This is a genomic window from Marinobacter sp. 2_MG-2023 (genome assembly GCF_030546935.1).
GTDB lineage: Bacteria > Pseudomonadota > Gammaproteobacteria > Pseudomonadales > Oleiphilaceae > Marinobacter.
This window is the reverse complement of record NZ_JAUOPH010000001.1, coordinates 473,308-496,814: the sequence shown is the minus strand read 5'-3', so window position 1 is coordinate 496,814 and position 23,507 is coordinate 473,308. Positions and strand designations below refer to the sequence as shown.

General features: G+C 53.7%; 19 protein-coding genes and 1 tRNA gene. 14 read left to right on the top strand and 6 right to left on the bottom strand.

Going from position 1 to position 23,507, the window contains the following annotated elements; translation table 11 throughout:
* Positions 1-11 precede the first annotated feature (11 nt).
* Positions 12-1,427 carry a PLP-dependent aminotransferase family protein gene (locus Q4501_RS02190; protein ID WP_303593781.1) on the top strand — a complete coding sequence of 472 codons (1,416 nt, stop codon included), beginning with the start codon at positions 12-14 and terminating at the stop codon, positions 1,425-1,427.
* Between the two features lie 20 nt (positions 1,428-1,447).
* On the opposite strand, the gene Q4501_RS02185 is transcribed toward Q4501_RS02190, so the two are convergent.
* Together Q4501_RS02185 and Q4501_RS02180 are read right to left on the bottom strand one after the other, a co-directional pair.
* Positions 1,448-2,101 (bottom strand): response regulator transcription factor, encoded by a 654-nt coding sequence (locus tag Q4501_RS02185; protein WP_303593779.1) that lies wholly within the window; start codon positions 2,099-2,101, stop codon positions 1,448-1,450.
* Positions 2,094-3,572 carry a PAS domain S-box protein gene (locus Q4501_RS02180; RefSeq protein WP_303593777.1) on the bottom strand — a complete coding sequence of 493 codons (1,479 nt, stop codon included), beginning with the start codon at positions 3,570-3,572 and terminating at the stop codon, positions 2,094-2,096. Before Q4501_RS02180 ends, Q4501_RS02185 begins: the two co-directional genes overlap by 8 nt.
* 177 nt (positions 3,573-3,749) lie before the next feature.
* Between Q4501_RS02180 and Q4501_RS02175 the strand changes: the two genes are divergently transcribed.
* From Q4501_RS02175 to Q4501_RS02155, 5 genes are all read left to right on the top strand, one after another.
* Positions 3,750-5,378, top strand: a complete 1,629-nt coding sequence (locus Q4501_RS02175; RefSeq protein WP_303593775.1) for an acyl-CoA synthetase — start codon at positions 3,750-3,752, stop codon at positions 5,376-5,378.
* Between the two features lie 95 nt (positions 5,379-5,473).
* Positions 5,474-6,850 (top strand): solute carrier family 23 protein, encoded by a 1,377-nt coding sequence (locus Q4501_RS02170; RefSeq protein WP_303593774.1) that lies wholly within the window; start codon positions 5,474-5,476, stop codon positions 6,848-6,850.
* 244 nt (positions 6,851-7,094) lie between these two features.
* Positions 7,095-7,919 carry a metal-dependent hydrolase gene (locus tag Q4501_RS02165; protein WP_303593773.1) on the top strand — a complete coding sequence of 275 codons (825 nt, stop codon included), beginning with the start codon at positions 7,095-7,097 and terminating at the stop codon, positions 7,917-7,919.
* A 54-nt stretch (positions 7,920-7,973) separates the two neighbouring features.
* Complete coding sequence (locus tag Q4501_RS02160) at positions 7,974-9,008, top strand: hypothetical protein (RefSeq protein ID WP_303593772.1); 1,035 nt, start codon at positions 7,974-7,976, stop codon at positions 9,006-9,008.
* Between the two features lie 39 nt (positions 9,009-9,047).
* Positions 9,048-9,680 (top strand): LysE family translocator, encoded by a 633-nt coding sequence (locus Q4501_RS02155; protein ID WP_303593770.1) that lies wholly within the window; start codon positions 9,048-9,050, stop codon positions 9,678-9,680.
* 88 nt (positions 9,681-9,768) lie between these two features.
* Here the strand turns inward: Q4501_RS02155 and fdxA are convergent, their stop codons facing one another.
* Together fdxA and mutS are read right to left on the bottom strand one after the other, a co-directional pair.
* Positions 9,769-10,092, bottom strand: a complete 324-nt coding sequence (gene fdxA, locus Q4501_RS02150) for a ferredoxin FdxA (RefSeq protein WP_303593769.1) — start codon at positions 10,090-10,092, stop codon at positions 9,769-9,771.
* A 147-nt stretch (positions 10,093-10,239) separates the two neighbouring features.
* Positions 10,240-12,864 carry a DNA mismatch repair protein MutS gene (mutS, locus tag Q4501_RS02145; protein ID WP_303593768.1) on the bottom strand — a complete coding sequence of 875 codons (2,625 nt, stop codon included), beginning with the start codon at positions 12,862-12,864 and terminating at the stop codon, positions 10,240-10,242.
* 82 nt (positions 12,865-12,946) lie between these two features.
* On the opposite strand from mutS, the gene Q4501_RS02140 reads away from it, so the two are divergent.
* From Q4501_RS02140 to Q4501_RS02115, 6 genes are all read left to right on the top strand, one after another.
* On the top strand, positions 12,947-13,447 hold the full coding sequence (locus Q4501_RS02140; RefSeq protein ID WP_303593767.1) for a nicotinamide-nucleotide amidohydrolase family protein: 501 nt from the start codon (positions 12,947-12,949) through the stop codon (positions 13,445-13,447).
* Between the two features lie 165 nt (positions 13,448-13,612).
* Positions 13,613-14,662, top strand: coding sequence for a recombinase RecA (gene recA / locus Q4501_RS02135; protein WP_303593766.1), 1,050 nt, complete (start codon positions 13,613-13,615; stop codon positions 14,660-14,662).
* Positions 14,663-14,682: 20 nt separating this feature from the next.
* The gene (locus Q4501_RS02130) at positions 14,683-15,153 is read left to right on the top strand and encodes a flavodoxin family protein (RefSeq protein WP_303593764.1); all 471 of its coding nucleotides are present in this window, start codon (positions 14,683-14,685) and stop codon (positions 15,151-15,153) included.
* A 112-nt stretch (positions 15,154-15,265) separates the two neighbouring features.
* Entirely contained in the window at positions 15,266-17,674 is a 2,409-nt protein-coding gene (locus Q4501_RS02125; protein WP_303594347.1) for a Lon protease family protein, read from the top strand.
* A gap of 38 nt (positions 17,675-17,712) precedes the next feature.
* Complete coding sequence (fixJ, locus tag Q4501_RS02120; RefSeq protein WP_303593762.1) at positions 17,713-18,339, top strand: response regulator FixJ; 627 nt, start codon at positions 17,713-17,715, stop codon at positions 18,337-18,339.
* Between the two features lie 46 nt (positions 18,340-18,385).
* Entirely contained in the window at positions 18,386-19,960 is a 1,575-nt protein-coding gene (locus Q4501_RS02115) for a response regulator (protein WP_303593761.1), read from the top strand.
* Here the strand turns inward: Q4501_RS02115 and Q4501_RS02110 are convergent.
* Complete coding sequence (locus tag Q4501_RS02110) at positions 19,957-20,832, bottom strand: MaoC/PaaZ C-terminal domain-containing protein (protein ID WP_303593758.1); 876 nt, start codon at positions 20,830-20,832, stop codon at positions 19,957-19,959. The genes Q4501_RS02115 and Q4501_RS02110 overlap by 4 nt on opposite strands.
* 264 nt (positions 20,833-21,096) lie before the next feature.
* Here Q4501_RS02110 and Q4501_RS02105 point away from each other — a divergent pair, with 264 nt between their 5' ends.
* Positions 21,097-22,128 (top strand): AraC family transcriptional regulator, encoded by a 1,032-nt coding sequence (locus Q4501_RS02105; RefSeq protein ID WP_303593757.1) that lies wholly within the window; start codon positions 21,097-21,099, stop codon positions 22,126-22,128.
* A 133-nt stretch (positions 22,129-22,261) separates the two neighbouring features.
* Positions 22,262-22,338: transfer RNA gene (locus Q4501_RS02100), tRNA-Asp, on the top strand.
* A 95-nt stretch (positions 22,339-22,433) separates the two neighbouring features.
* Here the strand turns inward: Q4501_RS02100 and Q4501_RS02095 are convergent.
* Complete coding sequence (locus Q4501_RS02095) at positions 22,434-23,489, bottom strand: AraC family transcriptional regulator (protein WP_303593755.1); 1,056 nt, start codon at positions 23,487-23,489, stop codon at positions 22,434-22,436.
* Between the last annotated feature and the right edge of the window lie 18 nt (positions 23,490-23,507).

Sequence of the window (23,507 nt, the reverse complement as noted above, 5' to 3'; positions counted from 1 at the left end):
GAGCGCGCGGCATGGGTGTCTTATACCACCAGGTAGCAGACAGGCTTCAGGCCCTGATTCTCGATGGCGTATATAGAGACGGGGACAGGTTGCCGGGAGTGCGAGTGCTGAGCAAACAGTTCGGCGTGAGCATTTCGACGGTTCTGCAGGCACACCAGACACTCGAGGGCCGAGGCTATCTCCAGGCCCGGGCGCGCAGTGGTTATTTTGTACGTTTACCAACAGTTGATGCTCCCGAGCCGGTGATGCACAAGCACAGAAATCGCCCGGTTCCCGTCTCGGCCAGGGAGATGACACTGGAGTTATGTGCTGACGAACAAAAGCGTATGGTGCCGCTGGCTACTGCTATTCCCCATCCTGATTACCTGCCGTTACGACAGATTCAGCAATGCACCCTATGGGCGGCGCGCCGTGGCCTTGAAACACTTGATTATGCCTTTCCCGGCAAAGAGTCGTTTCGTAGGCAGATTGCGCAACGCATGGCGTCTGTGGGGGTCGCGGTTCCGCCGGATGATGTGCTTGTTACCAACGGCGCGCAGGAAGCGATTATTCTTGGGCTGCGCGCGGTTACTCAACCTGGGGATATAGTTGCGATAGAGTCGCCATCCTTCCCGGGTATCTTGCAGGCGTTGGAGGTGGTTGGGTTGCGTGCGATGGAAATACCGACTCATCCATCGGAAGGTTTCAGCCTCGAAGGCCTGCAGTTGGCTCTGGAGCAGTGGCCATTAAGGGCATGTGTCGTAGTAACCAATCACAGCAACCCTATGGGCGCCCGAATGCCGGATGAGCGCAAGAAACAGCTGGTGTCGATGCTGGACGCCGCCGGAGTGCCGTTGATTGAGGATGATATTTATGGCGATCTTTACCACACGGGTGAAAGGCCGAGGCCTGCGAAGGCCTTTGATCGAACGGGTAACGTTATCTATTGCAACTCCTTTTCGAAAACCGTTTCCCCGGGCTTGAGGCTTGGCTGGATGCTGCCAGGGCGTTATATGGCCGGTGCCAGACAGCAAAAGTACTTTTCCAATCTGGCTACGTCTTCCATTCCGCAACTGGCCGTGGCGCGCTTTCTGGAGCAGGGTGGTTATGATCGATATCTGCGTTCTGCCCGGCAGAATTACCGGGAGGCCACGGAGCGCATGAGGGCTGCCGTGGCGAGGTCGTTTCCTGTCGGTACCGCGGTGAGCCGGCCCAAGGGCGGCTTTGCGCTCTGGGTGCAATTGCCTGCGGGTGTGTCGGGAACACGGGTCTATCAACGTGCCCGGGAGGAAAATATCAATGTGGCACCTGGCCTGATGTTTTCGATCTCAGGCAAATTCGAGTCCTGCATCAGGCTGAATGGAGCTAATCCCTGGAGCGAGCGTATTGACCAGGCCATCGCCCGGCTTGGTGCTCTGGCTCATGAGGAGCAGTCGCTGAGCTGCTGAAGAGAAGTGCCTTAAGTTCTTCAGGGTTCAGCGCGAAGGTGCAACGGATCAAGTAGCCCGGCGGTGATTGCAATACCCGTAACGTCGGGCAACCGCTCCCCCCCCAGGCGTTTCATCACACGAGCCCTGTACAGGTCGATAGTCTTTACGCTGACACCCAGCTGGCTGGCAATTTCCCGGCTGGTGTAACCTTGTGCCATCGGCAGAAAAACATCCCGTTCCCGACGGGTAAGTGCGGTAATCAGCTCGCCCGTCTGCTCGTCACCTAGTTGCAGATGACTGGATTGCTGGTGGGCTTCCAGTGCCTGCTGGACGCTGTCGAGAAGCAGTTGCTCGTTGAATGGTTTCTCAATGAAATCAAAGGCACCGGATTTGAATGCGCGCACTACAATAGGTACGTCCGCATGGCCGGAAACAAAAATGATCGGAAGCTTGATTCCCCGTTTTTGCAGTTCTTCCTGCACGTTAAGTCCACCCAGCCCCGGCATTCTTACATCGAGCACCACGCACCCCCCCTGGTGTTCTTCCAGGGCATCCAGAAACTTGCGGCCATCGCCGTATGCCTGAACATGCAGACCGACCGACTCCAGAAGCCACTGGGTTGATTCCAGCATGCCGGCGTCATCGTCGACAACGTAAACGGTGGGTGTATCCGGGGCGGTTTTTTCACTCATCGGTTGAGGTCTCCGAGTTTATTGTGCTCAGTTTTACGGATGTTGGTGGGAATCGGCAGGTCAGGGTGAGGCCGCCGGTTGAGGCTGGTTTCGCATCCAGAAACCCGCCAAAGCCTTCGACGATGGAGCGGCTCATGGATAACCCCAACCCCAGGCCATGGGGTTTGCTGGTATAAAAGGGTTGGAACATCTGGCGGATACCCTGATCATCAAGGCCCGGGCCTTCATCTGTAACTTCAATCAACGTTTCACCAGCTTCGTTCACCGAGGTTGAAAGCACCAGGGAAGAGCCTGAGTTGCTCATAAGTATGCCGCGGGCCTCCTCGTTTGCTTCGATGCCGTTACGGATCAGGTTAATCAGTACCTGCTCCAGTAATACCGGATCTGCAATGATAGATGGCCCACAAGCGTCGGGAGCACAGACAATGTCCACATAGTTTTTGTCAGCTTCCCACTGACAAAGCCGGGCGACATTGGCGAGGGTCTGGTTCAGTGCAACCGTTGCGGTGCGCTTCTGTCCCTTGCGAAGAAAAGCGCGCAGCCGCTTGATTACCTCTGACGCCCGATTGGCATGATGGATGGTTTTTTTCAGGCCATCGCTGACTCGTTCGAAGTGTTCAGGGTTCGTCTCAGCGCTTTTTAGGTAACGCTGGCTGGCGCTGGCAAAATTGACGATGGTCGCCAGGGGCTGGTTCATTTCATGGGCAATACTCGAGGCGAGTTCACCAAGAGCGGCTAACCGTGCTGTACGCGCAAGCTCATCTGCAAGTTTGCGGCGGCTTTCTTCCGACTCTACTCTTGCGGTTATGTCTCTCGATACGCTAACCACCTCAACAACTGCGCCGGTATAGGTTTCTCGTATTGCGCGGCTTGCAATCTCGAACCAACGTTTGCTGCCATCAACATGGGTTATATCCAGAGTCATGGTGGCGTAGCCGTCGTCCCTCAGGGATACATGGCTTTCCATCAGTTGGCGAGCGGTGTTGTCGCTGTGAAAAATATCCTCCAGCGGCTTGCCTCTGAGTTCCTCAGGTGAATAACCGAGCAGGCGCCATGAAGCCGGAGTTGCATCGATAAATCGCCCGTCTGGAGCATGACGCGAAATGAGGTCGGTGGTGTTTTCGGTAATCAGCCGGTAAAGGCGGTTTGATCGGATGGCTTCATCGTGAGTCCGGACATCGTCTGTGGCATCCCTGCCGCGGGCGAGTACTTCCCCCGAATCGGGGGAGGGGATAAATGTCCACATGAGTATGGTGTTGTTGATCCGTGCTTCCACATTCTCAATTGCCCGGACCTGCGCCATTGTGGCTTTAACCAGCGCTTGTGTGTTTGTAGGGAGCAGGTCCACGGGAGACAACAAACGGTTTGCAACCTGCAAAGCCTCTGCAGCCCGATTGCTGTGCAAAAGAGTGGCATCGGCGCTTAATATAAGGCCGGGTTGCGGGTCTGCATCTGACAAACTAAAACCCATAGTAGGAAAGGAATCGCTCAATTAGGATGGAGTATAGTGTTACTACTATAATACGTTAGTGTAATTCCTAGAAATTGATCTATTAAATACTATTGTCGCCCGTGAAAGTATAGCGACTCCCGCGATTTTGCTAAACCCAACACAAGAACAATAGTCTTACACACAGAGGACCACACAATGACCTCGATTTTTGATCAGGACCTTGCGCCCGTCGGTGCCAACTACGCAGTTCAATCTCCCATTGATTTTATTGAACGCACTGCCAGTGTTTATCCCGATTATCCGTCCATTATTCATGGTGCTATCCGTTACAACTGGTCGGAGACGTATGAGCGTTCCCTGCGGTTGGCGTCAGCCCTGAAAGGTCGTGGAATTGGCCGAGGCGATACAGTTGCTGCCATGCTGCCCAATATTCCGGCGATGGTGGAGTGCCATTTCGGTGTACCCATGATCGGTGCAGTACTGAATACGCTGAATGTGCGTCTCGATGCTGAAGCCATTGCTTTTATGCTTGAGCACGGCGAAGCCAAGGTTGTGATTGCAGACCGTGAATTTGGCGAGGTGGTACGTGATGCAGTCAGTCGTATGGAAGACAAGCCGCTGGTCATCGATGTTGACGATCCGGAGTACGGTGAGGGTGTTCAGGTAAGTGACCTGGACTACGAAGCCTTTCTGAAAGAGGGCGACCCGCAGTTTCAGTGGAGCTTTCCGGAAAATGAATGGGATGCTATTTCACTGAACTATACCTCAGGAACCACCGGCAACCCCAAAGGTGTGGTTTATCACCACCGTGGTGCCTATATCAACTCGCTGGGTAATCAGACGGTTTGGTCGATGGGTATGCACCCGGTGTACCTGTGGACGCTGCCAATGTTCCATTGCAATGGCTGGTGCTTCCCCTGGACTGTTACGGCAATGGCGGGCACTCACGTTTGCTTGCGTCGCGTAGATCCGGAAAAGATTCTGAGTTTGATCAAGGAACACAAGGTCACGCACATGTGCGGCGCACCTATAGTGCTGAACGCATTGTTGAATGTGCCACCTGAATCCAAGGCAGGCATTACTCACGAAGTGCGCTCCATGATCGCAGGGGCTGCTCCGCCGGCTCAGGTAATTGGTGCTGTAGAAGAAATAGGCATCAAGATAACTCACGTGTATGGCCTGACCGAAGTTTATGGCCCGGTTACTGTCTGCGCCTGGAAGTCCAAGTGGGAAGAATTGCCCCTGGGTGAGCGAGCTCAGATTAAAGCCCGTCAGGGTGTTCGCTACCATACTCTGGCCGGCACAATGGTCGGGGATCCGAATACCATGGAAGCTGTGCCCAAAGATGGCAAAACCATTGGTGAGATCTTCCTTCGCGGCAACACTGTGATGAAGGGTTACCTGAAAAACCCGAAGGCGACTGATGAGGCTTTCCGCGGCGGATGGTTCCATACCGGAGACCTGGCTGTGTGGCACGAAGACGGCTATATGGAGATCAAGGATCGTCTGAAGGACATCATTATCTCTGGTGGCGAGAACATTTCGACCATCGAAGTGGAGGACACGCTGTATCGACACCCTTCCATATTGGAAGCTGCCGTCGTGGCGAGGCCGGATGAGAAGTGGGGGGAAACGCCCTGTGCGTTTGTAACCTTGAAGCCTGAAGCCGGAGATGTAAGCGAAGAAGACATTATCAACTTCTGTCGTGAGCACCTCGCCCGCTTCAAAGTGCCCAAGACTATTGTGTTCTCGGAGTTGCCTAAAACCTCCACGGGTAAAATCCAGAAGTTTGTGCTCAGAGACGAGGCCAAACAACTGGATTGACGCTCTGAACGGCAGCACCAGCCTGGTGCTGCCGGATACCGCTACAAAAACAACATAATCAGGCACGCGCTATGCGTATGCCCGGAGACCCTGTTATGCAAATGTTTCACCGTAAGAATGGCGAAGAGCAGCCGTTTTGGCCTGCTGGTCCTTTTAAAATCCGCCTTCCTTTTGTTCATTACCGCTGGGAATTTGCGGAGATGGTGCAAGCCCTGATCATGTTCGTGGTCAGCCTGGCTATGATTCCTTTATTGCAAAAATACCTGGGCGTTCCCTATGACGTAGCGCTTGCGTATGCGGTCATTTGTGGCATTGGGTTTATGCTGCCTGCGTTGTTGGGCGTTCCTCTTGTTCCTGGCTGGATAACGCCGGGTATTCCGGTGGTTCTGCTTTTTCTGAGCGACTTTGAACCCGGCCCCGAGGCCATTCAGGCAATGTTTGCTCTGCAGTTCCTGGTGTTTATTATTTTCCTTTTCCTCGGTGTTACCCGTTTGGGGAGCAAGCTGGTAGACCTGATACCCCGTTCCATGAAGGGTGGCATTATTATTGGTGCCGGTATCGCTGCGCTAATGGGTGAGATTGAGGCGGGTGGACGCCTCGCCAATACGCCCATATCGCTGATTGTTGGTGGCCTGGTGTGCCTGTACCTGATGTTCTCCGTGTCGTTTAAAGGTTTCGTAGAGAGCAATTCCATTGCCCGGAAAGTGGCCAACTACGGCATGGTGCCTGGCATGGTTGTCGCCATCCTGGTGGGGTTTGCAACTGGTGAATATGAGGTGCCAACGGTTGAGTGGGGCATTACAAAGCCGGCCTTTGATGAGCTGTGGAACTATCTGCCGTTTACAGTTGGCTTCCCCAACCCGGAGGTGTTCCTTTACGCCATTCCAACGGCGGTTATCGCTTATATTATTGCCTTTGGGGATATCGTAGTGGGTCAATCCCTGATGAATCGTGTGGACCACCTTCGCAAGGACGAAGATATCGATAACAGTATCGACCGCGTGCACCTGGTGACAGCTATCCGGAACGGCGGGCATGCGTTTTTTGCTCCTTACCCCGGTCTTGCTGGCCCAATCTGGACTGCCGTTACGGCAACCATGGCGGAGCGGTACAAGTACGGCCGCAACGCTATGGACTCTATTTATAGCGGTGGTGGCACCTTCTGGATTACCGGCTTTATTGCCCTGTTTATCTTGCCGCTGGTGAGCTTCTTCCAGCCGGTACTACCCATTGCCTTGTCCCTGACGCTTCTGTTGACCGGCTATATTTGCCTGATGGTTGGCCTCGAACAGCTGGAAAACAATACCGAGCGCGGCATTGCCGGCACCATGGGCGTCGTGCTGGCGGTGTATGGAGCAGGCTGGGGTCTTGGCACCGGTGTGGTTCTTTATCTGTTGATTGAACGGACCAAGCTGCTTGGCTTTACCTCAGACCCTGAAGCCCCTGGTTCCGTATCAGACGACAACCCCTGAATTGGTTGCTTCCGGTCCAGGCCGGGAGCAGTTCAAACCCTGTGTGTCTTTGGGGAGGCTAAAAGCCTCCCCTTTTTTGTTTGTGAATGCCCGTTGACGGTATGTCATTTTGTGACAACATGTCGGTTTCACCGGGATTTCTCTTCCTTCCAGCTTGTTTTGAGGACTAAACTGATTCCGTTGGTGAATTTTTGTCCGCCGTTCGATAACCATAATAAAAGTACAAAGAACACAGGAGCTCGTCATGACAATCAGCTCAACCCCCGAGGGCGTAGCTGTTCAGCCTCGCCATGTCCGATTCGATGTCAGTGAAGATCTAAAAACCTTTTGGCATGGAGATGATGCTTTCCGGACGGCCTTCTTCAACGCACTATCGCTTCAGTTTCCGGATGGTGAGCAACAGTTTATCAATGCGGTGCGGTTATACCGGGACAGAATTGATGACCCGAAGCTGAAGGCCGAGATTCGTGGTTTTATTGGCCAGGAAGCCTTGCACAGTCGTGAGCACAAGGACTACAACGAGGCATTGAAAGCCCGGGGTTATGACATTGATGGGCTGGATCGCCGTTTTCGCAAGCATATGGGAATGGTTGGAAATCTGTCGCCCAGCCGGCAATTGGCAGGCACCTGCGGCGCAGAGCATTACACGGCAGTACTGGCAAATGCTATTCTGAGCGACCCCGAATGGCTGGGTGGCGCAACGCCCGCAATGGCCCGCCTCTGGCGCTGGCATGCGATAGAAGAAACCGAGCACAAATCAGTAGCGTTCGATGTCTACCGGGAATGCGTAGGGAGTGAGCGGTTGCGCCGGATTATCTTTCTGTTTGTAACCTGGAATTTCTTCAAGTACACCTTTCTGAATACTTGTAGCCTACTGAAAACTGACGGCAAGCTCTGGAGCCTTCGTACCTGGATGGGCGGGCTCAATTTCCTTTGGGGAAAGCCTGGCATTTTGCGCCAGTGTTTGCCTGAGTTTCTGGCGTATTTCCGAAAGGATTTTCATCCATGGCAGTATGACAACAGGGCACTGTTAGAAAAAAATCTCCGTGAGCTGGATGCTGCAACCTAGTAGCCTCCAATTGAAACACACCTTATTTTTAATCTCGGCAGGGCCATCAATACCATGACCAAGGATAAAACCGATCCAGCCAGCCAAGTGCTTGAGCTGCATATAAAGCATGAGGTTGCATCCCTGAAGGGAGCGAAACTCCGCAAGTTTCTCAAGCATGAGGTCGGTGAGGTTCTTGATCTTGCGAGCGGTATCACGCTGAGTCGTCTCGCCTCGGAAAACCAGGTCATGGAGACCATTCAGCGTGTGGTTGTGAATATGGAGCTGGACGCGGGCATTCCGGAGTTGGCAGGTGAAATGGCGACCGAGGTGTTGAATGCGCCGGTTCAGGCCAGTACGGCTCTGGGAGATATTGTTACCCGGGAACAGGCCACAGGTTTCGTGGAAGAAATGCTTGAGCTCAGGCAGCAACGTGAGCGGATGATCAGCGAAATAATGGCACACCCGGTTTATCAGGAGCTGGTTTCGAACGTCGTGTATCAAGGGGTGGTCAATTACCTCTATGAAGACAATCTGATTTCCAAGTCGGTGCCCGGTGTCGGGTCCATGATGAAGTTCGGAAAACGTATGGCCAACAAGGCGGTACCCGGGCTGGACGAAACCTTTGAACGTCGGCTAAAGGCTTGGCTTTCTGACAGTTTGCCGGGGCTGATCAGTCGCAGTGAGCAGTTCCTGCAACGGGCACTCAGTGATGAGGAAGTGCGGGATACGGTTATGGCGGCCTGGGCTGCCATGGAGGACCGAACAATGGCTGACTTACAAGAGGGGTTGGGCGATGTTCAGCTTCAGGAGTTTGTCGTGCTGGGCTATGAGTTCTGGTTGCAATTCCGGAAAACGGCTTACTTTGAAGGTTGTACCCGGGCTGTGGTTGCACATCTTTTTGCAAAATATGGTGATCGTCCGCTTACAGACCTGCTTGGCGACGTCGGGGTTACTCGTGAGGTGGTTATGGCAGAGGTAGATGCCTGGGCCATTCCGGTTGTAGACGTGCTTCGGGAAGAGGGTTATGTTGAGGCGCTTGTGCGTAGGCGGTTGTCAGCTTTCTACAACTCCGCAGCGGCACGGAATATTTTTGAGCAGAAGTCTTAGTACTCATGGTCTTCTGCGTTGAAAGGTGTGGAGGTCTGAGTGTTTTCTGAGTTGTTCTGGGCTTATCTGATTGCCATAAGTTTGCTGACGGTGACGCCTGGCGTGGATACGCTTCTGGTTATGCGCAACGCGGGGCGCGGGGGCTTCCGGGATGGCTGCGTCACGAGCGTTGGTATTTGCAGTGGGCTGTTTTTCCACGCCACTCTCTCGGCACTGGGTATCTCTCTTCTTCTTCTGGAAACCGCTTGGGCATTCTCGGTGCTGAAATGGGCCGGAGCCTGTTATCTGGTCTGGCTGGGGCTGGGGTCGTTGAGGCAGGCCATGAAGCGTGAGGGCGATACCAACGAGGAGTTGCCTATGGTTATGCGCCGCCGTGTCTCTCTGGCAGTGTCGTTCCGTGAAGGCCTGCTCTCCAATGTGCTTAATCCGAAAACCGCCCTGTTTTATATGGCTCTGCTACCCCAGTTCGTAGATGCTTCAGGAAGTGCGTTTCAACAGTCGCTCATGCTGGCGGGGGTGCACTTTTTGCTGGCGATGTTGTGGCAGTGTGGGCTGGCCTGGATGGTTGTGCGTTTCCGGGGTATGGGTGTCGGAGTAGGCGTTAAACGCCTGCTTAACGGGCTGACCGGAGGGTTTTTTGTCGCAATGGGGGCCAGGCTTGCGGTGAACTGACTGGAGATTCAGAATGCGTGCAAACAAAAAGGGAAGCCGGTTCGGGCTTCCCTTTTTTATTCAGGCGACTGCTTCAAACTTGCTGGAATTACTTTTCCAGGTATTGAAGTTTGTCTGTCTTGCCATCCCACTCTTCGGCGTCCGGCAGCGGGTCTTTCTTTTCGGTGATGTTGGGCCACTTACCCGCCAGGTCGGCGTTGAGCTCAACAAACTGAACCTGATCTGCTGGTAGCTCGTCTTCGGAGAAAATCGCTTCGGCAGGGCATTCCGGCTCACACAGAGCGCAGTCGATACACTCGTCCGGATCAATGACCAGAAAGTTTGGCCCTTCGTAAAAACAATCTACGGGGCACACTTCCACGCAGTCTGTGTATTTGCACTTGATGCAGTTATCGGTAACGATAAACGCCATAATTTGATCCCTGGTCCAGTGGTCAATCTCATCCGGAGTCTGGTTACGGCTCCGTGGTTATATTTTAATGGGCGATATTGTAGGGAGCAGCCCGCACAGCCGCAAGCGTTTGGCAGCGATAACCTTATTACTCAGATCAACTCCCTGTCAGTTTTTCAGCAATTCTTTCAATTCGTAAAGCCGGTTTATCGCATCTCGGGGTGATAGGCCGTCCAGATCAAGACTCTGCAGAGCTTCCTCCACAGCACTGGGCTCCGCTATGGCAAACATATCACCCTGGTAGGCTGCGCTCTGGCTGGTCGCCGGAGAATGCTTGGGGCCGGTCTCATGTATGGGGGCAGGTATTGTAGTAGCCGCGGGGGCTGCGCTGCCTTCCAGCAGCTTTAGTTGAGCCTTCGCGTTGCCAATAACGCTCTGCGGTACGCCGGCCAGTTTCGCTACCTGCAGGCCGTAGCTCTGGCTGGCCGGGCCTTCGTGCACATTGTGTAGAAACACAATGCTGTCATCGTGCTCCGTTGCCGTCAGATGCACGTTGACCGCAAGCTCAAGATCATCTGCCAGTTGCGTGAGTTCAAAGTAATGCGTGGCGAACAGGGTATAGCAGCGAATTTCTTTTGCCAGATGTTCTGCTGTGGCCCAGGCCAGAGATAAACCATCGAATGTGCTGGTGCCTCGGCCGACTTCGTCCATCAGAACCAGGCTGAAATCCGTGGCGTTGTGCAGAATGTTGGCGGTTTCTGTCATTTCTACCATGAAAGTAGAGCGCCCGCCGGCGATGTCATCTGACGAACCCATGCGAGTGAAAATCCGGTCCACTGGGCCCAGCACGGCGCGGTTGGCAGGCACAAAACTCCCCGTGTAGGCCAGCAATGTAATCAGAGCCGCCTGGCGCATATAGGTGGACTTACCACCCATGTTCGGGCCAGTGATAACCAGCATTCGGCGTTGGGAATCCATCAGCAGGTTGTTGGGCACGAAAGGTTCATCAAGAAGCTGTTCGACAACTGGATGTCGGCCCTCTTCAATTTCAAGCCCGGGAGAGTCGCGGAACTCTGGCGCGGCAAAACGCAGCGTGGTGGCTCGCTCGGCAAAATTACTGATGACGTCCAGCTCTGCCAACGCCTGTGCGGCATCCTGTAACGGCGCGAGTTGTTCTGCCACAGTTTCCAGCACCTCATCGTAAAGCGCTTTCTCTCTGGCCAACGCCCGGCTTTTGGCACTCAGGGCTTTGTCTTCGAACTCTTTTAATTCCGGTGTAATAAAGCGTTCTGCGTTCTTCAGGGTCTGCCGACGAATGTAATCCACCGGTGCCTGAGCAGACTGGGCCCGGCTGATTTCAATGTAGTAGCCGTGCACACGGTTGTAGCCCACCTTCAATGTGCTTATACCGGTGCGCTCTTTTTCCCGGGTTTCCACGTCCAGTAGATATTGGCCGGCGTTCTCACTGATGTTGCGTAGCTCATCCAGCTCCGCGTCGAAGCCCTCACGGATCACGCCGCCTTCCCGAATGACAACCGGAGGGTTGTCGATAACGGCCCGCTCCAGAATATCGGCCAACTCGGGATATTCACCAATCACAGTGGCCAGCTTCACGATCTGGTGAGAGTTGACCGGCTTAAGCGCTTCCTGCAGGTCTGGCAGCGCCAGAAAGGCATCCCGCAGGCGAGCGAGATCTCTGGGCCTGGCCGATCGCAGCGCCACACGGGCCAGCACTCGCTCAATATCGCCCACGGCCTTCAGCAGGTTGTGCACGGGTTCGTAGTGGAAACCATCAAGCAGAGCGGATACCGCGTGTTGACGCTGTTGTACTGCATCCACGTCCCGAAGCGGACGATTCAGCCAGCGCCTGAGCTCGCGGCCTCCCATGGAGGTTGCGGTTCTGTCCATCACCCAGGCGAGGGTGTGCAGGTGGCCGCCCATGAGGTTGATATCGATTTCCAGATTGCGGCGGCTGGTGGCGTCGAGAATAACGGCTTCGTCGCGGCGCTCACGGGTCAGTTTGCGAATGTGGGGCAGGGCGGTTCGCTGGGTCTCTTTTGCATACTGCAGGAGGCAGCCGGCTGCACAGATAGCCAGGCTTAGGTCTTCGCAGCCAAAGCCCGTTAGATCACGAACCTGCAGTTGCTGGGTTATCACCCGGCGAGCGGTATCGGCTTCGAACAGCCAGGGCCCCTGGCGACGAACGCCGGTAAGGCCTGCCAGAATGTCCTCAAAAGGAAAGTCTTCACTGATCAGTATCTCTGCCGGCCGCAAACGCTGGAGCTCTCCTTGCAGGGCTTCCAGGTTTTCCAGCTCTGAAACCACAAAGCGACCACTGGAAATGTCCAGTGACGCAAAACCGAACTGCTCGCGATGATGAAATATGGCGGCCAGCAGGTTGTCGCGGCGATCTTCCAGGTAGGCATCATCGCTGAGGGTGCCGGGAGTCACGATTCTGACTACCTGGCGATCAACAGGCCCCTTGCTGGTTGCCGGGTCACCAATTTGCTCACAGATGGCGATGGATTGACCCGCTCTGACCAGCCGTGCAATGTATCCTTCGGATGCGTGAAACGGGATACCCGCCATGGGGATCGGGTTGCCCCCGGACTGCCCCCTGGCCGTAAGGGTTATGTCCATCAGCTCCGCAGCTTTTTTGGCGTCGTCATAGAAGAGTTCATAAAAATCACCCATGCGATAGAACACCAGTTCATCCGGGTGCTGGCCCTTGATTTTCAAGTACTGCTGCATCATGGGTGTGTGCTTGGGTAAATCGTTCTGAGCTGCTGACATGGACGAGTCCGGCTAATCTTGCTTTGGGTGAAGCCACGGATTGTAAGAAAATAAAGCCCGCGATGAAACGAAGGAGAGCATTATGCCTGCCAGTGACCACGAACTCGAACAAGCAGGGAGCCAACTGGCCGATCAGTTGTTGGCCGCCGGCCTTAACCTGGTAACGGCTGAAAGTTGCACAGGTGGCTGGGTTGCAAAGGTTTTAACCGACAAGGCAGGCTCTTCCGCCTATGTCGTCGGCGGCCTGGTTACCTACAGCAACGACGCCAAACAGAAACTGCTCGGGGTTACCGATGTTTCTTTAGCTAATCACGGTGCCGTCAGTGAACCGGTGGTCCGGGAGATGGTTGCCGGTGCATTGGCAACAACCGGAGCGAATGTTGCGGTAGCTGTCAGTGGCATAGCCGGCCCTGGAGGTGGCAGCGAAGAGAAGCCTGTTGGAACTGTCTGGTTCGCCTGGGGTACCGGCGCTGAAAATACAGAGGCTGTAGTCCGGCATTTCAGCGGCGATCGTGATCAGGTGCGACGCCAGGCCGTTCTTGTTGCGCTGCAGGGTGTTAGCGGGCTTTTGATGCGAGCGTGAAGACTTTCACAATAACAGGGGTTGGTCTCGCTCTCGCGGTATGTTTTAATACTGTTCAAATATACAGGGAATTCACTGTTAACGTTGTACAGGTTCCCGTTTAACCACACCTCCACCGGCTTGCCAGGTTCTGCTGGCGGCCACGGCAACAGAGGGTTTGCACTGATGGAAGACAACCGCAAAAAAGCACTGAGCGCAGCTCTGGGTCAGATTGAGCGCCAGTTTGGTAAGGGTGCAGTAATGAAGATGGGCGACCAGCCCCGCGAAGCCATTCCTGCGGTCTCTACTGGTTCCCTGGGATTGGATGTTGCTTTGGGGATAGGTGGTTTGCCTTTCGGGCGCATTGTTGAGATTTACGGCCCTGAAAGCTCCGGTAAAACAACTCTGACCCTTCAGGTTATCGGCGAAGCCCAGAAAGCCGGTAAAACCTGCGCGTTTATTGATGCTGAGCACGCCCTGGACCCGATCTACGCAGAAAAACTGGGCGTTAATGTGGACGAGCTTCTGGTTTCCCAGCCGGACACTGGGGAGCAGGCGCTGGAAATTGCCGACATGTTGGTGCGCTCCAACGCTGTAGACGTCATCATTGTTGACTCGGTTGCGGCATTGACCCCGAAAGCAGAAATTGAAGGCGAGATGGGCGACAGCCACGTTGGCCTTCAGGCCCGTCTTATGTCCCAGGCCCTGCGTAAGCTCACAGGTAATGTGAAACACGCAAACTGCTTGATGGTGTTCATTAACCAGATTCGTATGAAAATCGGTGTAATGTTCGGCAGCCCCGAAACCACCACCGGTGGTAACGCACTGAAGTTTTACTCTTCTGTTCGCCTTGATATCCGCCGCATTGGCGCCGTGAAAGATGGCGATGAGGTTGTAGGTAACGAAACCCGGGTTAAAGTCGTCAAGAACAAGGTGTCACCACCTTTCCGCCAGGCCGAGTTCCAGATTCTTTACGGCAAAGGTATTTATCACATGGCGGAAGTGCTCGATATGGGCGTTAAAGAAGGCTTTGTGGATAAGTCCGGCGCCTGGTATGCCTATAACGGTGATAAAATTGGCCAGGGTAAAGCCAACGCCTGCAAGTTCCTGGAAGAGAATATGGACGTGGCCAGGGAAATTGAGGCCAAGGTGCGCGACAGGTTGATGCCGAAGCCGGTTTCCAAAAAAGATGCGGACGCTGAAGCGCCTGCAGAAGCGGATGGTGAACTGCTCTAAGAGAGTCCCGGAGGTGTATTGTGGATAGCAAAAAGAAATTACTTGTTGTTGCCCATGCACCTTCTCCGAATACCCTCACCCTGCGCAATGCAGTTGCTCAGGGTGCAGGCGATGAAGATATTGAAAATGTAGAAGTAACCGTGTTGGCGCCACTGGATGCCGGCCCGGACGATATCCTTGCCTGTGATGCCATTCTCCTCGGCACCACTGAAAACCTCGGTTATATGAGTGGCGCGCTCAAGGATTTCTTTGATCGCAGCTACTACCCTTGCCTGGAGAAAACCCAGGGCCTGCCGTTCGCTTACTACATTCGTGCCGGCCATGATGGCACCGGAACGCAACGTGCTATCGAAAGCATTACCACCGGTCTGCGATGGAAACTCGTTCAGGAACCACTGATTTGCCGTGGCGAATATCGTGATGAGTTTGAAGGTCAGTGTCGTGAGCTGGGGATGTATGTTGCGGCTAGCCTGGATGCCGGGCTTTTCTGAAGGCTTCGGGCTGGCGAAGCGTTAACGACAATTCTTTTCCTCTGAGCGCGACAGACCGGTCTGCAAAACCTACAATGGTCGGCCAATGAGTCAACTGTTACAGGACCCAACCTTGAAGTCACTGTCTCTGCATCAGCTATACAAAGCCTGCGTTCTGAAAGATCTACCGTTCAAGTCCACCAGACAACTGGTGCCCCTGGCTGAAATTGTAGGCCAGAATCGGGCCCAGGAAGCGGTGCGCTTTGCTCTGGCAATGCCGCACAGCGGTTATAACGTATATGCCGTTGGTCGCAATGGTCTGGGTAAGCGCACGATGATGCTGCGTTACCTTGAACATCATCTGGATACCGAGCAACAATCCCACGACTGGTGTTACGTCGCAGATTTTGAAGAGCCTAGGGTTCCCCGGCTGCTTCAGCTTCCCGCAGGAAAGGGCGCGCGGCTGAAACAGGATATGGAAAAGCTCATGAGCCGGCTGGTCAAGGTTATTCCGCAGACCTTTGACAGCGACAGCTTCCTGGAGCGCTCAGAGCAGCTCAAGGATGAGTATGGCAAGAAGCAGGAAGATGAGCTTGAGAAAGTAGCGGCCCAGGCACGCCGAAAAAAAGTCAGCCTCACGATTACAACGCCGGGCGGATATCGCCTGGTGGCGATGCAAGGTGATAAACCGCACACCGCAGAGACGTTCAAGGCGTTGACGGATGTGCAGCGCGACAAGTTTGAGGATTCCATCAACAAGCTTGAGAAAAAACTTCGTCAGGCGCTTCGCAAGCTGGCGGACTGGGAGCAGGAATACGCTGACAAACAGCAAGCGCTTAACAAGGAAACCCTGGAAGGTATATCCGGCCATCAGATTGATGAGTTGATTGAGAGCTACAAAAGCCTCCCGGATGTAGTCGCCTACCTTGAAGCTGTGCGGGCAGACCTGGTAGAGAACCTGGATATTTTCCTCGACGACAACGAGGAGCAGGCTGCCATTGCCTATGCGTCTCTGGATAAAAAGATGCCGCGTCGTTATCTGGTTAACGTGCTGGTACACCAGAAAACCAATGAAGTGCCTATGGTGGTGGAGGACAACCCGACGTATCACAATCTGTTCGGGTATGTTGAGAATGTGACCTACAAGGGCACCGTATTCACGGATTTTTCACTGATTCGTGCTGGCAGCTTGCATCGGGCCAATGGCGGGTATCTGTTGATGGATGCCATCAAGATGCTGGAGCAGCCTTTTGTCTGGGATGGATTGAAAAGGGCTCTTCGAGCCAAATCCCTTCAGATCAATTCCCTCGAGCGTGAACTCACCCTTTCGGGCACCATCTCGATTGAACCCCAAGGGGTACCGCTCGATGTAAAACTGGTGCTTTTCGGTGACCGTGAAACATGGATGCTGTTACAGGATTATGATCCCGAATTTTCGGAGCTTTTCCGGGTAACCGCAGACTTTGAAAATGAGATGTACCGTTCGGAAGACAGTCAGGTGATGTATGCGAAGTTTATCGCCAGTGTGGTAAAGGAAAAGAATCTCCTGCATTGCACGAACAAGGCAGTGGCGAGGGTCATCGAATACAGCGCTCGTATTGCCGAGCACCAGGACAGGTTGTCTCTGCACGCAGCCAATATTGCCAATCTGCTTCGGGAGTCGGATTTCTGGGCCAGGCAAGCGAATGCAAAACTGATTCAGGACGTTCATGTAGAGCGGGCCCTGGAGAGTGCCAAATACCGAAGTAGCCGGATTCGTGACCAGTTCTACGATTCAATTCGCGACGGCTCTACTCTCGTCTCAACTCAGGGTTCGGTTGTCGGGCAGGTGAATGCGCTGTCTGTTCTATCTTCAGGCGGGTTTGAATTTGGCCTGTCTAATCGTGTCACTGCTACCTGCTATTATGGAAGTGGTGAAATTATGGATATTGAGCGTGATGTAAAGCTGGGTGGCAATATTCACTCTAAAGGCGTCATGATTCTCAGCTCATTGCTTTCCTCCCGTTTTGCTGTGACTGATCCGATGCACCTTTCTGCAAGCATTACGTTTGAACAGAATTATGGCGAAGTAGATGGGGATAGTGCGTCGCTGGCGGAGCTCTGTGCGCTGATTTCTTCACTTTCGGGAATTCCGGTGCGACAGGACTTGGCGATTACTGGCTCTGTAAACCAGTTTGGTGAGGTTCAGCCTATCGGTGGCGTCAATGAGAAAGTTGAAGGTTTCTTTGCTACCTGTCAGCTTAAGGGCGGGTTAACGGGCACTCAGGGCGTCATAGTACCGGAAAACAACGTACAGAATCTTATGCTGGACAGCGAAGTGGTCAAGGCGGTTCGCGAAGGGCATTTTTCAGTTTACGCAGCATCGCATGTTGAGGACGCCATTGCGCTGCTTTTGGGTAAGCCCGCAGGCAAACCTGATAGCAAAGGAAACTATCCGAAACAGAGCGTTTTTGGCATTATCCAGCAGCGGCTTGAGAAAATGCGCGAGCACGAACGCCAGGAGCACGCCCGGGATGATCAGAAAGATCCGTCAATCCATTAACCGGCGTCACAATAAAACAGACAGGAGAGAACTCCCCCATGACTGATATTCAGCAAACTGTGTACGTGGTAGAGGATGACGAAGCAGTTCGTGACTCGCTTGAGCTGTTACTTAGATCTGATGATAAGCCGGTCAAAACCTATGAGAATGCGGCGATGTTCTTGAAGGATTACTCCGAGAAGATGGCCGGATGCATTGTGCTGGATATCCGCATGCCGGGAATGGACGGTATGGAGTTGCAGAAGAAGCTCAACGATAAGCACTCCATTCTGCCGATCATTTTTGTTACCGGGCACGGCGATGTGCCCATGGCTGTTGATGCCATGAAAGAGGGCGCCGTTGATTTCATCCAGAAGCCTTACCGTGAAGAAGCGCTGCTGGAAAAAATCGAAGCCGCGCTGCAGCAGGATCTGGAGCAACGGAAAACACTTGGCGAGAAGCAGGAGATTATCCGCCGTATCAAGAGTCTGACCCCTCGCGAACATGAAATCATGGATCGAATGATAGAAGGCCAGGCCAACAAGGTTATCGCGATCGAGCTGGAGATCAGTCAGCGCACAGTGGAAATACATCGCTCCCGAGTCATGCACAAGATGGGCACTCATTCGCTGGCACACCTGGTTCGGATGGTGTTGTCCGTAAAGAACCTTATCGACGCGCGGTAATACCGCCGGCATTATGCGGTTATCTTATTGACCGGCCTTTTACTATATGACTGAAGTTGTCAGCGAAAACTCAGAGGTTACGGTTCTGCTCGTGGATGACAATCCACAGAACCTGAAAGTACTCTATGAGACACTGAAAGATAAAGGCTACCGGCTTCTGATTGCCAATGAAGGCGAAAAAGCACTGGATCTTGCTCAGCGCCATCAGCCCGAAGTCATTCTGCTTGATATCATGATGCCTGAAATGGATGGTTATGAGGTGTGCCAGCGCCTTAAAGCCGATCCTGAAACAGCCGATTGTGCGGTGGTGTTTCTCTCAGCTCTGGACGACCTGAGTGCGAAAGTAAAAGGTTTTTCTCTTGGCGGCGCAGACTACATTGCCAAGCCGTTCCAGTCTCAGGAAGTCATTGCCCGGGTTAAAACCCACGCCCGTGTTATCCGGCTCGAGCGCGAGTTGCAGGCTCGCAACCGAGAGCTTCAAGGCGATCAGACCCGCATCCTGAACTCCATTAGTGAAGGGATTTACGGCCTCGATGAGCAAGGTACAATCGAGTTTGCCAATCCCGCAGCCGGCCTCATCATGCGCTGCCCGGTAGAAGATCTGATTGGTCGTAATTTTTTCGAAGTGCACTTTTCAACCGCAGCCGAATGCCCGACCAGTCTTCCGGTGCATGCTACCTGTAGCCAGGGTGTTGCAGAGAATCAACGCGATATCCGAATGCTGCGCACGGACAACACGGCGTTTCCGGCTGAATATCGTTCCACACCCAAGCACGAAGGTAACGAACTGCACGGAGCGGTTGTTGTTTTTCGTGATATTACTGCTGAACTTGAGAGCGAGCGAGAGCTTGATGAGGCACGAGAGCTGGTTCAGGAACAACGTGACCAGCTGGCACATACGTCTCGTCTGACAACCATGGGTGAGATGGCTGCAGGTGTGGCGCATGAAGTTAACCAGCCGCTGACGGCTATTGCGAACTACGCCCGCGTGGCCAAACGGGTTATGGCCAAAGAAACCCCGAACCTGAGTTTGCTCCAGGAAACCCTCGATAAGATTGAGGCTCAGTCCCATCGCGCCAGCGAAATCATCCGCAGAATCCGCCGATTTATGAAAAAACCGGCGACCGGTAAGGAAGTTTTGTCTGTATCCGCACTGCTGGAAGATACACGCCAGTTTGCAGAAGTAGATATGCGCAATAACGATGGGGCTATCAATCTTGTTGTGGCAGACGATTTACCGGATATCCTGGCTGATCCGATCCAGGTGCAACAGGTTGCCCTGAACCTGATACGGAACGCGCTTGAGGCTACGCGCAGTGCAGAGTCGGCATTGCCAGTGGAAGTGAGCGCGAGAGTGATGAGTGAAGGTTGCGTGAGGGTTGAGGTCCGTGACCGGGGTGTGGGCCTGGCGGAAGATGCAGAGGAAAAGCTTTTTCTGCCTTTCTACACCACAAAGGATGAAGGCATGGGTATCGGTCTGCCGACCTGCCGCTCACTTATTCAGGCTCAAGGGGGTGATATAGGTTTCGAGCGCCCCGAAGATGGAGGCGCCCTTTTCTTCTTTACGCTACCTGTAGCGGGTGCACCAGGAACCTCATCGTGCCCGTCAGGCGCCGATTAGCGCCATTCGATGCGCCCGCTGAGGTGTGGCGCGTCGCCTCTCGCGTTCAGTAGCTGATAATCCCATCTGTTTTTTTCTGTTTGCCAGTTCAACTGTGCGGTGCCCGGCAAGAATAGCGGCTTCTTGAATTGGCAGCTCACACTTACCGGACCTGATTGCCATCCATTCTGCTGCTCCAGAACGGCAAGTGCCTTTGCTTTGCTCCACATACCGTGTGCGATTGCCCTTGGAAAACCAAAAGCCCTCGCGCTCAAAGCATGCATGTGAATCGGATTTCGGTCGCCGGAAATCTTTGCATACTGGCGTCCGATGGACTCCGGGGCTTCAAACTCTTTCGTATTCGGGTAGCGCTCCAGAGTCGGAGGCGTCGCTTTCGTCGTTTGCTCAGTGTGTTTTTCAGGTTGGCGAAAGAGCATTGTGCTGGTTTCTTCCCAAACCACTTTGCCTGCAGAGCTGGCATTGGTGATCATGCTGAATTCTATGCCGCGGCTGGTGCGTTCCTGGTGACTCACGCAGACATCCAGTTTCAGTGCCTCACCCACGCCGATGGGCCTGTGCTGGGTTATGGAATTGCGCAGGTGTACCAGTCCCAGGAGAGGTAATGGAAATGCTTTCTCGGTCAGCAATTTGAGATGCAGCGGGAACGCAAGAATATGGGGCCAGGTAATAGGTACGTGACTGCTCGGTCTGAATTCGCATGTCCGCCTATAGTGGCGCAGGTCTTCACTGGCCGTGTGAGCACAAAGCAGCGTGGCGGCGAGTCGGGGAAGTGTAATGTCTGCATCGGGCGTGCTTTTTTTCGACAGAAGAGCTCTGCCATAGAGCGGTAGCAGCGCTGGCGGAGTGTCTTTATAAACGAGCGTGTCTGCCATGATGGTCCTCTCTTGAAGCTGTTCTGTCCGGATGCTGGTACAACTGTGAGTCTGTGGCCTGATATGCTCTAATGTAAGACGATAGTATAAGTCAGTTTTTAAGCAAACCTCGTCAAACCAAAGCTCGCAGGGCCGGGTAGCCAGCCTCTTGGCAGTCTGGCAGGCCTTCTCAGGCGTGGCATTGGCCTGGGGTGTTCCGGTGAGAGTCTGCCGGGCCAAAGTGGTATCCAATAAATATAAAGCAGAATTTTATGCGGGAGCGACATGCAAGAACTACGTGACGCAGGCGTAATGTTGCGCCTCATTTATGAGGCGATGAAAGCAAAAGGTATTGATACCGATCTCATTTTCAGCCGGTTGGGTATCAATGCGGATTACGTATACACAGAGCAGCTCCGAACTCCTCATAGCGCGCAGACATTCTTTTGGCAGGCCGTTGAAGATGTATCCGGTGACCCGGATATCGGTTTACACCTTGGCCAGCTCCTTCCCGTCTACAAGGGGCAGGTTCTGGAATATCTCTTCCTGAGCAGTCCGACGTTTGGTGAAGGATTACGTCGCGCGAAGAACTACCAGCGTCTGCTCAGCGATGCTGCGAACACCGATTATTTCATAGAAGGCGATGATGCCTGCATGGTACTGGATGCTGCTTCCGACGACGTTCGGCGCCTCAGGCATTTCAATGAGTGTTTTGTGCAGGGGCTGATTACGTTTTTTCGTTCTATCACTAATGGCGGGTTTCATCCCTCGCGAATCGAGTTTGAGCATCAGCGTAACGAGGGGCAAGAGCATGTCAGAGATGTGCTGGGGTGTGATGTGGTATTCGGAGCAAAAGAAAGTCGGTTGTACTTTTCGGCCAGCTTGCTCTCTCATGCTTCGCCTCACGCAGAACCGGAACTTCTGGACTTGCATGAGCGCTTTGCCAGTGAACAGGTGGCTCGCCTGGAAAAAAGGGATATTGTCGGCCAGGTAGAACGAATTATTGCCGAGTTACTGGATAGCGGTGAAGTGACTCTGGATGCGGTGGCGACGCGGCTGGGCATCAAACCCCGCACATTACGTACGCGGCTGACTGAAGCGGAAAGCAGTTTTAACCAGGTGCTCGCCGACTTTCGCTATCGACTCGCCCGGCAATTGCTGGCGACAACGGATGAGTCTATCGACGAGATTGTCTACCTGACTGGTTTTTCCGAGCCCAGCACATTTTACCGAGCGTTTAAACGCTGGTCCGAGATGACTCCCATCGAGTACCGTAAAACTGCGCAGGGCAAGGATGCAATGGTTGATGCCATGTAATACGGTGCTTTTCTGAAATTTTTCAGAAAATGCGTTGACATAATCAGGCACCTCTTTATAATGCGCTCTCGTTGTCACCGAGCAATCAATGAACGATTGCAAAGCCTTTAAAAGCAATCGGTTATGACATTGTGGAGCGGTAGTTCAGTTGGTTAGAATACCGGCCTGTCACGCCGGGGGTCGCGGGTTCGAGTCCCGTCCGCTCCGCCACTATTCCAAAAAGCCGTTAGCTATCCATAGCTAACGGCTTTTTTCGTTCTATCTCCCGATTTATCTATACCTCTCTTCCGCCTGCGTTCTGCTGTTTACTTCATCATTTTACGCAATTGCTTCCTGTGCTCTCCCGGGCTGAGCCCGAACCAGCGCCGGTATGCCTTGTGTAGCGCGGCAGGATTTGAAAAACCCAACAGCCAGGCTATTTCGGATAAAGAGGTTTCAGTTTCGCGGATATAATCCCTCGCAAGCTGTTTCCGGGTGCTGTCTACCAATTCCCGGAACCCGGTGTTCTCGCTGGATAGTTGTCGTTGTAACGTCCATGGCGTAACGCCCAGTCTGGAGGCGATGGTTTCAAGGCTCGGAGTTTCTCCGCGGAAAAGGGGTGTAAGAAGGCGTCTTACTCTGTCTCCCGTTGTCCAGCCGCGTTGAATCTCCTGTATCTCTGCATCACAAATCTGTATCAGCTTCTCGTGCATGGCCGGTTGTGCCTGCACTGTTCCCTGATTCCACACCTCCTGTCTCACGGTTAAGCTGTTCATGGCTGCACCAAACTGAACCGGGCAATGAAACCAACCCTCGAACATCTCGTCCAGGCCTCTGGAGGGGTATTCTATGGTTACCCGCTCCAGCACATCCCATTGCCCCGTAACGGAGCGTAAAAATTGCGTCCAGGCGCTCAGTACCGAGTCCACAACAAAATAATTAAAAGCGTTATAAGGGCGAATGGAGTAGAACTGCAGCCTCCGGTTTTCCGGCTCGGCTTTAGGTGTTCCCCGGCTGTTACGACTCGTTAGCAGGGAATAGCGAATTATTGTTTGCGCGGCAGCGCCGGCAGTGCTGGATGATTCACCGGCAAGGCCTGCTATGCCAGCGTCGACAGGCCGCGAGAGAGCTCCCATGCGTAATCCCAGCGCGGCATTACCGCAGGCCTGAATGGCAGCGTGCCCCAGCCTCATGAATCTGGGAATGCTGATTCGCGCAGCAGGCGATGTGAGGGTCTGCTCGTTGAGTTGAAAGCGACGTGTCAGATCCTCTACGTTAACGCCCTCGGCTTCAGCTGCCCGCAGCAGCACGCTCACGTAGAGAACACTGATGTCACCAAGAGGGTCCTGGTTTGAGGGAGGTCGGCGATCGTATGGATCCATGGTGGTTAACCTGGGGTC